Source organism: Acinetobacter sp. ANC 4173, from assembly GCF_004331255.1.
Classification (GTDB): domain Bacteria; phylum Pseudomonadota; class Gammaproteobacteria; order Pseudomonadales; family Moraxellaceae; genus Acinetobacter.
This window is the reverse complement of the sequence record NZ_SJOF01000003.1, coordinates 73,807-87,452: the sequence shown is the minus strand read 5'-3', so window position 1 is coordinate 87,452 and position 13,646 is coordinate 73,807. Positions and strand designations below refer to the sequence as shown.

Below are 13,646 nucleotides of genomic sequence, written 5' to 3'. Positions count from 1 at the left end.
AATAAAAGTTGCCTTAACGTGTAACATAAAATCATAAAAAAATTAAGGATTTTTTCTTATTTGGGTGAGTGGGGTGGTGTGTTTAAAGGGGAGTATCTGTCTGATCTCATAGAAATTATCCCGACTAAAAGGCTGGGTTGAATTCTGAATTTAAGCTCCGCACAATAGGAGACTCAAGCCTGTTGTATCAGGCAACGATTCTGATGGGGCATCCATGACTCAAGCCAATTCACTTATTCAAAAGTACAATGTTGCAGGTCCACGCTATACCAGTTATCCAACTGTGCCGTATTGGGAAGAGCAAGATTTTAGTTTGGCGCAGTGGAAGCAAAGTTTAAAACGGGCATTTGATGAGTCTAATGCTCGCGAAGGCATTAGTTTGTATATCCATCTGCCGTTTTGTGAAAGTCTATGTACCTTTTGTGGATGCCATAAACGTGTCACCAAAAAACATGAGATGGAACAGCCTTACATCCAAGCGGTGTTAACAGAATGGGACCTGTACTGTCAGTTGTTGGTCGAAAAACCCATCATCAAAGAAATTCATTTGGGCGGTGGCACTCCGACTTTCTTTTCGGCCGAACATTTAACTCAACTTATCCAAGGCATTTTGGCGAAAGCTGAAGTTGCCGAAGAATATGAATTTAGTTTTGAAGGGCACCCGAACAATACCACGCGTGAACATTTACAAGCTTTGTATGATTTGGGCTTTCGCCGTGTCAGCTACGGGGTACAGGATTATAATGAAAAAGTACAAAAAGCCATTCATCGCCTTCAACCCTTTACTCATGTCCAACAAGTGACGGATTGGGCGCGGGACATTGGTTATACCTCAATCTCGCATGATTTGGTGTTTGGCTTGCCTTTCCAAGATTTAGCCGATGTATTACATACCATTGATCAAACCAATCTATTACGTCCAGATCGCTTGGCATTTTATAGTTATGCGCATGTGCCTTGGATTAAGGGCAATGGGCAACGTGGTTTTAAAGATCAGGATGTCCCGAAAGATGAATTAAAACGTCAGCTCTATGAAGAGGGCAAGAAAAAACTGCTGGCACAGGGTTATTATGAGATTGGCATGGACCATTTTGCTTTGTCACACGACAAAATGTATCAAGCCTTTCAGCACGCAAATTTGCACCGTAATTTTATGGGGTATACCTCATCGAAAACTCAGGTCATGATTGGTTTAGGGCTTTCGTCCATCAGTGATAGTTGGTACAGCTTTGCGCAAAATGAAAAGACTTTGGAAGATTATTATGCGCGTCTAGAACAAAATGAAATCCCTGTCTATCGTGGGCATATTTTAAGCGATGAAGACTTGGTCATTCGGCAACATATTCTGAATTTAATGTGTAGCTTTACGACGTCATGGCAGGACAAAGCTCAGACATTTCCAGAATTACCACAGGTATTACAGCAACTGGAAGAAATGCAAAAAGATGGCTTGTTAACGATTGAAGCAGATCACATTCAAATTACTGAGCAAGGCAAACCTTTTGTGCGAAATATTTGTATGGCATTCGATTTGCGTTTAAGTCGGAAAATGCCGAATAACCGGATTTTCTCCATGACCATCTAGCTGATTTTAGTGTGGTTGATTGAAAAGTGTACGAACAAATCAGGGCAGGATGACTTAAAAGTCATCCTTTTTATACATATGTGCCATGCGTTCATGCTTGGTTTTTAAATAATCCTCATTGAATGGATTTAAACCCACCGTTAACGGTACACGATCAATTACATTAATGCCAAGATCGGTTAATGCTTTAATCTTTAATGGATTATTGGTCACTAAGTGAACTTCTTTGATATTGAGATGATCCAACATAATGCTACACATATCATAGCGACGTGCATCGGCAGGTAAATTCAGCATAAGGTTGGCATCGACGGTGTCATGTCCTTGATCTTGCAGGGCATAGGCGCGAATTTTATTGGTAAGACCAATGCCACGACCTTCCTGACGCAAGTAGAGAATGACGCCTTGTCCCACTTCATTAATCAGTTTTTGCGTGGCTTGTAATTGCGGGCCACAGTCACATTTTAATGAGGCAAACGCATCGCCAGTCAAACATTCTGAGTGAATGCGAACCAATACTGGACCCGTTGGCGGTGTATCGAGTCCTTTAGAGAGCGCCACATGTTCTTCACCCGTTTTCGGGTCTTGGAAGACCGTAATTTTAAATTCACCAAAAGCAGTGGGAAGGCGAGACGTTGCGACAAATTCTATAGGCACTGTTTAACCCGTTAAATAGTTTATAAATTGACTAAAGTATAGCGTAATGCTTGGACATTAGTAGAATAGTCACGTTGAAAATGTGTGCAAGATTTTCTTTTTTGTAGAAAGCGAACGATAATAGTTGATAAATAGCTATATTATTCAGGATAATCTAGGCACCAAAAAACGCCAATTGAGTTTTGTACTCAAGTACGCATCGCCAGAAATGTGGCTGATTGAAGGTGATATCATCCCACGATGATCGAGTAACCCATTTACCTAGCTTAGGATTTGCCAGGCTTTAGAAGGCTTTGCCACATATGTTGTATACAGAAATACCAACTCAACGCCCTGTAACACCGTTGCTGGATACGATCGATCATCCACAACAACTGCGTTTGCTCGCGCGTGATCAACTACCACAAGTGGCGGATGAGTTACGTCAATTTATTTTGTATGCAGCTGGGCAAAGCGGCGGACATTTTGGCGCAAACTTGGGTGTCATTGAGCTAACAGTTGCTCTGCATTATTGTTTTAACACGCCAGATGATCGCCTAATTTGGGATGTGGGTCATCAAGCCTATCCACATAAAGCTTTAACAGGTCGTCGTGAGTTGTTAACCACCATTCGTGCTAAAGATGGTCTAGCAGCATTTCCTGCACGTGACGAATCGGTTTTTGATACCTTTGGGGTCGGGCATTCTTCTACCGCAATTTCTGCGGGGCTGGGGATGGCCTTGGCACGTCGTTACCAACAAAATCCTTGTGATGTGGTCGCGATTGTGGGTGATGGTGCAATGACTGCGGGCATGGCCTTTGAAGCCATGAATGATGCAGTTGCTCACAATGCCGACTTGATGGTGGTGCTCAACGACAATGATATGTCGATTTCGTGTAGTACCGGTGGTTTTGCCAAGCATTTGGCTGCAATTTGGGAAAGTGGTCAGTCGGTACATATTTCAGAACAGGGTGAAGCCTATGTTCAGCCGCATCCAAAATGGTCGTACAATTCGCGGTTGCACCAATCCGCAACGGAAGCCGCTGATAATCTATTTAAAGCGATTGGCTTTGATTATTTTGGACCCTTTGATGGTCATAATGTCAAAGAATTGGCTCACGTATTTGAAGCTTTGAAAAAGCGCAGTGGCCCACGTTTAATTCATGTCTATACCAAAAAAGGCAAGGGCTTTGCCGCTGCCGAAGCAGAACAAATTAAATACCATGCTATTAGCAAAATAAATGCCAAGGTAACGCCGCAAACCGCGCCCAAATATTCAGATGTATTTGGTCAGTGGTTATGTGACCAAGCGGCACAAGATTCGCGTTTACTGGCAATTACACCTGCCATGTGCGAAGGTTCAGGCATGGTCAAGTTTGCGCAGCAATATCCAGAACGTTTCTTTGACGTGGCGATTGCGGAACAGCATGCGGTGACTTTAGCTGCGGGCATGGCGTGCGAAGGTTTAAAACCTGTGGTCGCTATCTATTCCACCTTCTTGCAGCGCGGTTATGATCAGTTGATTCATGACGTGGCTCTGCAAAATTTGGATGTGACATTCGGAATTGATCGTGCAGGGTTGGTTGGTGAAGATGGTCCAACCCACGCAGGTGCCTATGACTACGCCTTTATGCGCACTGTACCAAACATGGTGATTATGGCACCAAAAGATGAAAATGAATGCCGTCAAATGTTGCATACCGCGTATTTATATCCAGGACCCGCAGCAGTACGTTATCCACGAGGGAATGGCTTAGGGGTCGAAATACAACAGCACATGACTGAGCTTGAAATTGGTCGTGCTGAAATCATCTTGCAATTGAACGAAACTGCCGATGAACAAATCAGTATTTTGGCCTTTGGTAGTCGAGTTGCTGCATCTGTAGAAGCGGCACATAGTCTGGCACAGCAACTGGATGTTGGTGTACGTGTGGTCAATATGCGCTTTGTGAAACCTTTAGATGAACAGATGTTGTCCAGTCTGGCGGATCAAACTCAATTGTTTGTCACAGTGGAAGAACATGCGGTAATGGCAGGTGCGGGTAGTGCAGTCAACGAATATTTGGCACAAGCACAGATTGTTAAACCTATGCTGAATTTAGGTTTGGCTGACAACTTTATGCATCAGGCAACACACAATCAAATGTTGCAGCAAGCAGGTTTGGATGCACAAGGCATTGTTAAATCAATAGAATCCGTATGGTTAAAGCTTGTACAAAATATAAGCTAATCAAAAGCTAAATTTTCAAAACATTTTTTCCCTAAAAGCGCTTATATTTGTTAAGATATAGGGGCTTTTATGCATTATTCTTTAATCAATATCTTCAAATTTGTAGTGGGTGTTCAATGGAACCTATGGTGGTGATGGCTGCGCGTGCGGCTCAAACAGTCGGTCAAGAGCTTTTAAAAGCGCATCAAAATCGTCATAAACTTGATCTACAAGTCGAAGAAAAAGGAATTGATGGACCAGTAACGCGTGTAGACCGTTATTTGGAACAATTGACCATCGATACGCTACGTAAAAGCTATAAAAACCACAGTTTCCTTGGTGAAGAGTTTGGCCTTCAAGAAGGCAAAGGTCACGACGCAGATTGGTGTTGGATCATTGACCCACTTGATGGCACTCTAAACTTCATTAACGGTGTTCCTCACTTCTGTATCTCTATTGCAGTTCAACATAAAGGCATTACTCAACACGGCGTAATTTATGACCCTGTGAAAGATGAATTGTTCTCTGCCAGTCGTGGTCGTGGTGCCATGATGAACCAACGTCGTATTCGTGTAAATGTGAAAGACAGCCTTGAAAATACATTCATGTCTGTAGGACACGCTTACCGCGCAAAACGTAATGGTGAAGTGATTTCTTATGCAAAAAATCATTTTGCTTCATTGTTAAATGTAACTGAAGCTGGCGCGCAATACCGTCGTACAGGTTCAGCAGCATTAGATTTGGCGTATGTAGCAGCGGGTCGTTTCGATGCTTATTTCGAACTCGGTCTAAAGCCTTGGGATATCGCAGCAGGCGAGTTGATTGTGAAAGAAGCGGGCGGTACTGTGGTTGATGCACGTGGTGGTAGCGACTCTATGGAAAATGGTCAAGTACTTGCATGTTCAATGAAAATGTTGAAGCCATTAATGCAGGCTGTAGTGCCAGCATGGGGCGAAGCTGCAAAGTAGTCGAATGATGACCTGATCAAGTGATGATAAAAAAAGCTCTCAAAATTGAGGGCTTTTTTGATATAGAATTCCAAGGCTTAATTGCATCTTTGAATAATATTTTGTAAAAAAATGGTAAAAGTCGATTAAAATAGGTGACTTTTAAAAATATGCTGCTATAATCTCGCCACGCACTAAATTTCGTTCATTACCTGAACATTCTCTTCTATCATTGTGTATGCGCGTCCGGTCCAAAGAGAGGACATTATTTCGCGCCCCACCCAATCGCTTAAGCGATTCCTTCAGGTTGCGGCTGTAATCAAATGTGCGTTATACGCATCGTCGTTCTCGGATCGCCGCTGATTCTATATTTTCAGCGATTATTGCTGTGCCGCTTTTTGCCGATGTCCATCTGACTTTATTTTAATGGAGCACCCAATTTTCGGGTGAAAAACTCTATGAGCAAAACTTTTGCTGAATTTTCTTTACATGAATCGTTACAACAAGCTTTACAAAGCCTAGGTTTTACTTCTCCTACGCCTGTACAGGAACAATCGATTCCTGCAGCTTTAGAAGGTAAAGACCTTCTTGTATCAAGCCAAACAGGTTCAGGTAAAACTGCGGCGTTCTTACTTCCAACGTTAAATGCACTTGCAGATCAAGAGACTTTCGTTCCGTTCAAAGAACGCATGAAAGCAATTACCCAACCGAATATTTTAGTTCTTTGCCCAACACGTGAGTTGGCGCAACAAGTAAGCCAAGACGCAATTGCATTTGTACGTCACATGAAAGGTGCACGTATTGCAGCGATCATGGGTGGTATGCCGTTTGGTAAGCAAATCCAACAGTTAAAAGGCGCGCAAGTTGTTGTTGCAACACCAGGTCGTTTACTTGACCTTGTGAACCGTCGTCAAATTAAATTAGACAAAGTTGATGCCTTAATTGTCGACGAAGCTGACCGTATGCTTGACCTAGGTTTCTCTGAAGACTTAGAAGCAATTAGCGATCTTGCGGCAAACCGTAAACAAACCTTAATGTTCTCTGCAACATTTGCACCACGTATCATCACACTTGCTGAACGCATGATGAATGATCCTGAGCGTATTGCAATTGAAACAGGTCATTCTACCAATACAGACATCACTCAGACTTTACACTGGACTGATGGCTTCGAGCACAAGAAAAAACTTTTAACTCACTGGTTGAGTGAAGAAGATCTTGATCAAGCTGTAGTGTTTGCTTCTACTCAAGAAGACACGGACATGCTTGCTGAAGAATTGGCTGAAGCAGGTCACTCAGTGGTTGCACTTCATGGTGCAATGCCACAAACCGTGCGTAACCGTCGTTTACGTAGCATTCGTGAAGGTCGTGCAAAAATCTTAGTTGCAACTGACGTTGCAGCACGTGGTCTTGACGTACCAACAATTTCACACGTAATCAACTTCGGTCTTCCAATGAAGAACGAAGACTATGTACACCGTATTGGTCGTACAGGTCGTGCGGGCCGTACTGGTAAAGCGATTACTTTAGCAACTTACCGTGAACGCGGTAAAATCCGTGCTTTAGAAGATTATTTAGATGCTCGTTTAGAAGTATCTGAAATCGAAGGTCTTGAGCCATCTCCACCTCCTGCACGCGGTGGTCGTGATGGTGGCGGTCGTGGCCGTGATGGCGGTGGTCGTGGCCGTGGTGGTCGTGAAGGCGGCCGTGGTGGTTTCGGTGGCGGTCGTCGTTTCGAAGGCGAAAGCAACTTTAAACGTCGCGAAGGTGGTGATGATCGTCCACGTCGTAGTTACGATGACAAACCTCGTGGTGATCGTCCATCATTTGGTGGTGAAGATCGTCCACGTCGTGAGTTTAATAATGATCGTCCACGTCGTGAAGGCGGTTTCGGTGATCGTCCACAACGTTCTTTTGATGACCGTCCAAAGCGTGATTTTGGTGATCGTCCAGCACCACGTCGTGAAGGCGGTTTCGGTGATCGTCCGCAACGTTCTTTTGATGATCGTCCAAAGCGTGAATTCAACTCTGACCGTCCACGTCGCGAAGGCGGCTTCAACGATAAGCCACGTTTTGAATCGAATGATGACAACCGCGGTAACCGTGTAGACTACAAACCACGTCGTGAAGGTTCTTTTGGTGACCGTCCAAAACGTGATTTTGGTGATCGTCCAGCGCCACGTCGTGAAGGTGGTTTTGGCGACCGTCCACAACGTTCGTTTGGTGATGACCGTCCTAAGCGTACTTTCGGTGGTGAAGATCGTCCTAAGCGTACTTTTGGTGGCGAAGACCGTCCTAAGCGTGAATTTAATTCAGATCGTCCACGTACTGAAGGTGGTTTTGACCGCCCACGTCGTAAGTTCAACGACTAAGTCATACCTTTTAAAAAAAACCAGCGCCAATGCGCTGGTTTTTTTATGTTTAAAGATTTTGTTTACTGTTTAAAAAATGTATACTAAGTCAAATTTATGTTGAAATATGACAAATATGGGCAACAAAATAGAACAACAACCTATGTTAGGGTACTCGTTAAAAGAGGTCGTTATGCCTTATCTGAGTTTTATTCTTTTTATGAGCAATCTGATCTATTTCTTTTACGCTCAATTTATATAACACAGCGTTCTAATTTTTATGCTGTATGCGTCGTTTCATGTAATTAAAATGACAGAATTAAAAAAACAAATTGCACACAGTTTACCCGACGCAACTAGGTAACATTTTATAGTTCAATCCTTTATAGTATGCGTGCTGGAAAATTGCAGGAACTTTCTCCGCTATGAATAATCAAGCACCCCTTGAAAATTCAGCTTTGATTGAAGTCAAAGATCTGAGTTTTAAGCGAGGGGAACGAATCATTTATGAACAAGTCAGTCTGAAGATTCGACGTGGTCAGATTACCGCCATTATGGGGCCATCTGGAACAGGTAAAACGACCCTGTTACGTTTAATTGGGGGACAATTGACCCCAGATCATGGGCAAGTGCTACTTGACGGTAAAGATATTGGGCAGATGTCGCGACATGAGTTGTTTGCGGCACGCGCACGTATGGGTATGTTGTTTCAAAGCGGTGCTTTATTTACCGATATGAGCGTTTATGAAAACGTTGCATTTCCTTTACGTGCACATACCCAATTACCTGAGCATTTGATTGCAGAATTGGTCGCACTAAAGTTGGAAGCGGTAGGCTTGCGTGGAACAGAGCAGCTCATGCCTTCTGAGCTTTCGGGTGGGATGAACCGACGTGTAGCATTGGCACGCGCCATTGCATTAGATCCAGAATTGATTATGTATGATGAGCCTTTTGCCGGTCAGGACCCGATTGTTAAAGGGGTGCTCACTCGATTAATTCGTTCTCTGCGTGAGGCATTAGAGCTGACCACAATTATTGTGTCGCATGATGTATCAGAGACCCTCTCTATTGCAGATTATATTTATGTAGTTGCAGAAGGGAAGGTGCAAGGTGAAGGCACGCCAGCAGAGTTGAAAGCCAATGCATCGCCATTTGTACGTCAGTTTCTTACGGGGGCTGCTGAAGGTCCTGTAGAGTATCAGTTTAGTCATCAAGCGTATTTGGCAGGCGAGGTTCGTGCATGAATGCTATTGCCTCATTAGGTAGACGCGTTATTCAAAGTGTTCAGGGTGTCGGTGTTGCAACCATCATGTTGTTGCAAATTCTATGCTCAATGCCGACATGGTTAGGGGTCAAACTGTTTGTTTACCAAATGTACCGTGTCGGGGTGATGTCCTTACTGATTATTTCGGTGTCGGGTTTGTTCATTGGTTTGGTTTTAGGTCTCCAAGGCTATTCCATTTTGGTCAACATTGGTTCAGAAGCCATGTTGGGCACCATGGTGTCGTTAACCCTGTTGCGTGAATTGGCCCCTGTCGTTGCGGCATTATTGTTTGCTGGGCGTGCAGGTTCTGCACTGACTGCAGAAATTGGGTTAATGAAAGCCACAGAGCAGTTGTCCAGTATGGAAATGATCGGGGTTGATCCCTTAAAACGTATTGTTTCACCACGCTTATGGGCTGGGATTTTCAGCTTGCCGATGTTGAGTGTGGTGTTTGCTGCGATTGGTATTATTGGCGGTAAAATGGTCGGCGTAGATTTTCTGGGCGTAGATGAAGGTTCTTTCTGGAGTGGCATGCAAAGTAATGTGCAATTCCATAAAGATATCTTTAATGGCACGATTATTAAGAGTATTGTTTTTGCCATTTTGTGTACTTGGATTGCGGTTTATCAAGGTTATACCTGTGTACCAACATCGGAAGGTATTGCGACATCCACAACGCGTACTGTGGTGTATTCATCGCTTTGTGTATTAGGTTTTGATTTTGTGTTGACTGCGGTCATGTTCGGAGGGGTTTAATGAAATCACGTACAAGTGAGCTGGCCGTAGGATTATTTGTCATTGTCTTCGGTGTTGCATTGTTTTTCTTGGCAATGAAAGTGAGTGGCTTAGTCGGCACCAACTTACGTGATGCCTATAGCATGACGGCACAATTTGATAATGTGAACGGCTTAAAGCCTCGCGCTAAAGTCACCATGAGCGGTGTGACCATTGGTCGTGTGACGGATATTACCTTAGATCCCGTTACGCGTTTGGCAACCGTGCAGTTTGAGTTGGATGGCAAGTTAACGTCTTTTAACGAAGAACAGTTGAAAACGGTTGAAACCAATGCGTTAGATGAGTTGCGCTATAGCACAGCATATACGGAAGCGACACCAGCGAAACAAAAAGAAATGGAACAGCAACTTATTGCGAACATGAAATCCATCACCAGTATTGATGAAGATGCTTACATAATGGTAGCAACCAATGGTTTGTTGGGTGAGAAGTATTTGAAAGTTGTTCCAGGTGGTGGCTTAAATTATGTTAAGCGCGGTGCATCGATTGCCAATACTCAAGGTACGATGGATCTTGAAGATTTAATTAGTAAATTTATTACAGCAGGTGCTGGTAAGTCATCGACCCCATCAGCAGAAGCTGAGGCACCAACTGAGAAAACAGATGCTGAACCGGCATTTGTTGAGTAATTGAGAGAGGAATTTAGAAGTGAATATGTTGTTGAAACAAACACTAACAGCAAGCATTTTATCAACCATGATTGCAGGTACTGCATTTGCTGCGCCAGCTGAAGCCCCTCCAACATTTATTAAGCGTGTGGCAGATGGTTTAATTGGCCGCTTAAAAGCTGATCATGCCAAATTGCAGAACAACCCAACGGCAGTAAAAGCTATTGTGCGTCAAAACTTAGATCCATATGTGGATTCACAAGCTTTTACCCGTATTGTGATGGGGACATATGCAACCAATCAGTACAGTACCGCAGCACAACGTGCACAGTTTGAAAAGAACTTTCGTGAAACACTGATTGAAAATTATGGCACTGCATTTGCGAAATTCAGTAACCAAACCTACACTGTTCGCCCTTATAAAGCGAGTGGTAGCGCTAACCCTGTTGTGACCATTGACTTTAATAACAATGGTGAAAAGATTCCTGTGTCGTTCCAGTTGGCGGATAAAGGTAGCCAATGGAAGATTCGTAACATCAACGTATCGGGTATTGATTTAGGTCTACAATTCCGCAACCAGTTCGCAGCGACAGTTAAACGTAATGGCGGTAATCTGGATAAAGCGATTGCTAACTTTGAACCAGATGCTGATGCAGCTGTAAAGAAAAAATAAGATAGGTGAAAGGTGATTAGTCTCGTCAATCAGGAATTACAGGTCGCTGGAAAAATCGACTATGACAATGCTGAACAATATTATCAGCAGGGTTTGGCATTGATTCAGAAACAACCGTTGCCTGTGGTGGTGAATTTGTCACAGTTACAACAGGGGAGTACCTTGGCATTAGCGGTGTTGGTGCGTTGGTTACGACAAACGCCACAAGCACAAGGCTTACAGTTTAAGGCTGTGCCTGAGAAAATGATGAAGATTATTCAGGCTTGTCATCTGCAAGATGATCTGCAGATTATCTAAAAAAAGCACCGCAATTGCGGTGCTTTTTTTATGCTGAATCTTATGCTCAAAAATACAGTATTCTGTTGTACATCGCTGATTACACCATGCAAAAAATAATATTCAGATCCATTTTTTCCAGCGGAAGTAAATCAGTGGGCCGATAAAGAAGCCGACAATGATTAAGCTGACAGCAACAAAACTGGTGGTGCCGTGGGCAAAAGGTAAAACATCTGTATTCATACCGTAGATACTGGCAACCAACATTGGGGGTGCAAGCATACTGGGTAAAATCGAGAAGCGACGAATGGTGTCATTCTGCTCGGTGTTAATGAATCCTGACGTGGTATCTAGTAAGAAGCGCACTTTCTGGAACAAGAAGGCATCATGTTCGACCAGTGAGCGAACATCTTCACTCAACTCTCGAATGTCTGCATCATAGATATGACTGCCTAAGGCACGCGGACGGGATAAAAAGGTCAGGACACGACGTAAGTCAATCAGACAGAGCTGCGCCTTACCCAACATATCTTCTAACTGTGCCAGTCGGGTAATCATGTCATCAAGGTCGAGAATTTGTTCACGATGACGGTTATTCAGTACCTCTGTGGAGTATTTTTCCAAGTCCTTGTGGATATCTTCCAAGATATCCGCAAGCTCATCCAGTTTGGCTTCGAGTAAACCTAACAGTACCCAAGTCGGGTCTTTATAGTCAATTTCGTAATCATTGCGACGAGCACGTGCACGAAAGGCACGGAAAGCCACCAGCTTTTCACCACGTAGAGTAAACAAACGCTCTTTATGTAAAATAAAAGCAACGGTTTGTACTGTGGCTAAAATACTGGAATTATCATCTGCCTCACCATCCACCTGATAATTTTTATTTTTCGTTAAAAAATACGTGCTGATATGCAAAATACCATCATCATCACGGTAGAATCGGGCAGATGAAGAGATGTCTTCTAATGACTTTAATGTAGGTAGGTTTTGATCATACGCATCTAAAACCCATTGCTGTTCTTCTTGTGAAGGTGCAATGAGATCGACCCAGACCAATTCTGGGTGTAAGTCAAAACCGCCATTAATGGTGGCATCTTCTAAACTACCGCGCTCTGTGGCGTAAAAGGCTTCAAGCATGGAGGTCTTTTCTCCCTTACGCAGTATGGGTTAAATCGATGGGTGTATTTTAGACAAGGATTTCATGAAAAACACTGCTTGGATTGCTAATTTATGAAAAAATCTCCATCTACTTTACGTTCGCGGTATGACAAGATCATAACATGGTGAAATAATGACACATTCTATTGCAGTTTTTTGTGGTTCAGCGGTTGGTACAGACACCATTTTTTTAGAAACAGCGCGTCATGTGGGGCAAACTTTGGCTCAGCAGGGTAAAACACTGGTCTATGGTGGTGGGCGCTCGGGTTTGATGGGTGTGATTGCAGATAGTGCCTTACAAGCGGGTGGGCGAGTGATTGGGGTTATTCCGCATGCCTTGGTAGATCGTGAGTTGGCGCATCCTGATTTAACGGAACTGCATGTGGTGAAAAATATGCATGAACGTAAAACCAAAATGTCCGAACTTTCCGATGCCTTTATTGCATTGCCAGGGGGTGCGGGAACTTTGGAAGAAATTTTTGAGCAATGGACTTGGGCGCAATTGGGGATTCACTTAAAACCGTGTGCATTTTTAAATGTTGAAGGCTTTTATGATGACTTGCTTAAATTCATCCATCTAACCATGCAGAAAGGCTTTACCCATTCTCGCTTTAGTGAAAGTTTAATTGCAGATGCTTCACTAGAAGTCATCTTACAGCAGTTTGAAATGTATGTTGCGCCTACACCAAAATGGGGCATGACCGAGCAGCAAGACTTGGTGAAACACGGCTAATGAAACAAATTACTGTCGCTGCGGGTATTGTGTTAAATACACAACAGCAGTTGTTATTGGTGCGTAAGCACAACACTCGTTTTTTTATGCAGGTGGGTGGCAAGTTAGAACAAGATGAAACACCTGAACACTGTATTCTACGGGAAATTGCCGAGGAAATTGGTTGTCAGGCGAAAATTAGCCAGTTTGTTGGTCGCTTTGAAACCGCTGCGGCCAATGAACCCGATCATTTATTGATAAGCCATGTATTCCATGTCGAACTAGACACTGCACCACAAATTGCGGCTGAAATTGCAGAACTGAAATGGATTGATTGGGATGACCAAACGACACCATTGGCCCCATTGACTCGAGAAATTGTGTTGCCGTGGGTGCGTGAGCAATTCAAAACCCAAGCATAGCAGTTGATC

The 13,646-nt window shown here is 43.5% G+C and carries 13 protein-coding genes; 11 read left to right on the top strand and 2 right to left on the bottom strand.

Translation table 11 applies throughout. The features are described 5' to 3' along the window. The first annotated feature begins 214 nt into the window (after positions 1-214). Positions 215-1,585 (top strand): oxygen-independent coproporphyrinogen III oxidase, encoded by a 1,371-nt coding sequence (gene hemN / locus E0H94_RS05165; RefSeq protein WP_131325431.1) that lies wholly within the window; start codon positions 215-217, stop codon positions 1,583-1,585. 54 nt (positions 1,586-1,639) lie between these two features. On the opposite strand, the gene ribA is transcribed toward hemN, so the two are convergent. Then, complete coding sequence (gene ribA, locus E0H94_RS05160) at positions 1,640-2,242, bottom strand: GTP cyclohydrolase II (RefSeq protein ID WP_131325430.1); 603 nt, start codon at positions 2,240-2,242, stop codon at positions 1,640-1,642. 302 nt (positions 2,243-2,544) lie between these two features. On the opposite strand from ribA, the gene dxs reads away from it, so the two are divergent. The 8 genes from dxs (at position 2,545) to E0H94_RS05120 (ending at position 11,366) form a co-directional block, all read left to right on the top strand. Continuing rightward, complete coding sequence (gene dxs / locus E0H94_RS05155) at positions 2,545-4,452, top strand: 1-deoxy-D-xylulose-5-phosphate synthase (protein ID WP_131325429.1); 1,908 nt, start codon at positions 2,545-2,547, stop codon at positions 4,450-4,452. 116 nt (positions 4,453-4,568) lie between these two features. Beyond that, positions 4,569-5,399, top strand: coding sequence for an inositol monophosphatase family protein (locus E0H94_RS05150; RefSeq protein WP_116761081.1), 831 nt, complete (start codon positions 4,569-4,571; stop codon positions 5,397-5,399). Positions 5,400-5,836: 437 nt separating this feature from the next. Further along, positions 5,837-7,750, top strand: coding sequence for a DEAD/DEAH box helicase (locus E0H94_RS05145; protein WP_131325428.1), 1,914 nt, complete (start codon positions 5,837-5,839; stop codon positions 7,748-7,750). A gap of 404 nt (positions 7,751-8,154) precedes the next feature. After that, positions 8,155-8,973 (top strand): ABC transporter ATP-binding protein, encoded by an 819-nt coding sequence (locus E0H94_RS05140; protein ID WP_131264531.1) that lies wholly within the window; start codon positions 8,155-8,157, stop codon positions 8,971-8,973. Continuing rightward, a complete protein-coding gene (mlaE, locus tag E0H94_RS05135; RefSeq protein WP_131325427.1) occupies positions 8,970-9,749 on the top strand; it encodes a lipid asymmetry maintenance ABC transporter permease subunit MlaE in 780 nt (259 codons plus the stop codon). Before E0H94_RS05140 ends, mlaE begins: the two co-directional genes overlap by 4 nt. Continuing rightward, the gene (locus E0H94_RS05130; protein WP_131325426.1) at positions 9,749-10,417 is read left to right on the top strand and encodes an outer membrane lipid asymmetry maintenance protein MlaD; all 669 of its coding nucleotides are present in this window, start codon (positions 9,749-9,751) and stop codon (positions 10,415-10,417) included. Before mlaE ends, E0H94_RS05130 begins: the two co-directional genes overlap by 1 nt. Positions 10,418-10,436: 19 nt before the next feature. After that, a complete protein-coding gene (locus E0H94_RS05125; RefSeq protein WP_131325425.1) occupies positions 10,437-11,069 on the top strand; it encodes a phospholipid-binding protein MlaC in 633 nt (210 codons plus the stop codon). 12 nt (positions 11,070-11,081) lie between these two features. Beyond that, positions 11,082-11,366, top strand: coding sequence for a lipid asymmetry maintenance protein MlaB (locus tag E0H94_RS05120; RefSeq protein WP_131325424.1), 285 nt, complete (start codon positions 11,082-11,084; stop codon positions 11,364-11,366). 102 nt (positions 11,367-11,468) lie between these two features. Here the strand turns inward: E0H94_RS05120 and E0H94_RS05115 are convergent, their stop codons facing one another. Next, positions 11,469-12,482, bottom strand: coding sequence for a magnesium and cobalt transport protein CorA (locus E0H94_RS05115; RefSeq protein WP_131325423.1), 1,014 nt, complete (start codon positions 12,480-12,482; stop codon positions 11,469-11,471). Between the two features lie 154 nt (positions 12,483-12,636). On the opposite strand from E0H94_RS05115, the gene E0H94_RS05110 reads away from it, so the two are divergent. Both E0H94_RS05110 and E0H94_RS05105 read left to right on the top strand, forming a co-directional pair. After that, positions 12,637-13,236: a TIGR00730 family Rossman fold protein gene (locus tag E0H94_RS05110; protein ID WP_131325422.1), complete on the top strand. Its 600-nt coding sequence runs from the start codon at positions 12,637-12,639 to the stop codon at positions 13,234-13,236. After that, on the top strand, positions 13,236-13,637 hold the full coding sequence (locus tag E0H94_RS05105) for an NUDIX hydrolase (RefSeq protein ID WP_131325421.1): 402 nt from the start codon (positions 13,236-13,238) through the stop codon (positions 13,635-13,637). Before E0H94_RS05110 ends, E0H94_RS05105 begins: the two co-directional genes overlap by 1 nt. Positions 13,638-13,646: the final 9 nt, after the last annotated feature.

What these genes read in the sequence shown, in the direction of transcription:
- hemN (WP_131325431.1), top strand. Translation starts at nt 215, where the DNA reads ATGACTCAAGCCAATTCACTTATTCAAAAGTACAATGTTGCAGGTCCA.
- dxs (WP_131325429.1), top strand. Translation starts at nt 2,545, where the DNA reads ATGTTGTATACAGAAATACCAACTCAACGCCCTGTAACACCGTTGCTG.
- E0H94_RS05150 (WP_116761081.1), top strand. Translation starts at nt 4,569, where the DNA reads ATGGAACCTATGGTGGTGATGGCTGCGCGTGCGGCTCAAACAGTCGGT.
- E0H94_RS05145 (WP_131325428.1), top strand. Translation starts at nt 5,837, where the DNA reads ATGAGCAAAACTTTTGCTGAATTTTCTTTACATGAATCGTTACAACAA.
- E0H94_RS05140 (WP_131264531.1), top strand. Translation starts at nt 8,155, where the DNA reads ATGAATAATCAAGCACCCCTTGAAAATTCAGCTTTGATTGAAGTCAAA.
- mlaE (WP_131325427.1), top strand. Translation starts at nt 8,970, where the DNA reads ATGAATGCTATTGCCTCATTAGGTAGACGCGTTATTCAAAGTGTTCAG.
- E0H94_RS05130 (WP_131325426.1), top strand. Translation starts at nt 9,749, where the DNA reads ATGAAATCACGTACAAGTGAGCTGGCCGTAGGATTATTTGTCATTGTC.
- E0H94_RS05115 (WP_131325423.1), bottom strand. Translation starts at nt 12,482, where the DNA reads ATGCTTGAAGCCTTTTACGCCACAGAGCGCGGTAGTTTAGAAGATGCC.
- E0H94_RS05110 (WP_131325422.1), top strand. Translation starts at nt 12,637, where the DNA reads ATGACACATTCTATTGCAGTTTTTTGTGGTTCAGCGGTTGGTACAGAC.
- E0H94_RS05105 (WP_131325421.1), top strand. Translation starts at nt 13,236, where the DNA reads ATGAAACAAATTACTGTCGCTGCGGGTATTGTGTTAAATACACAACAG.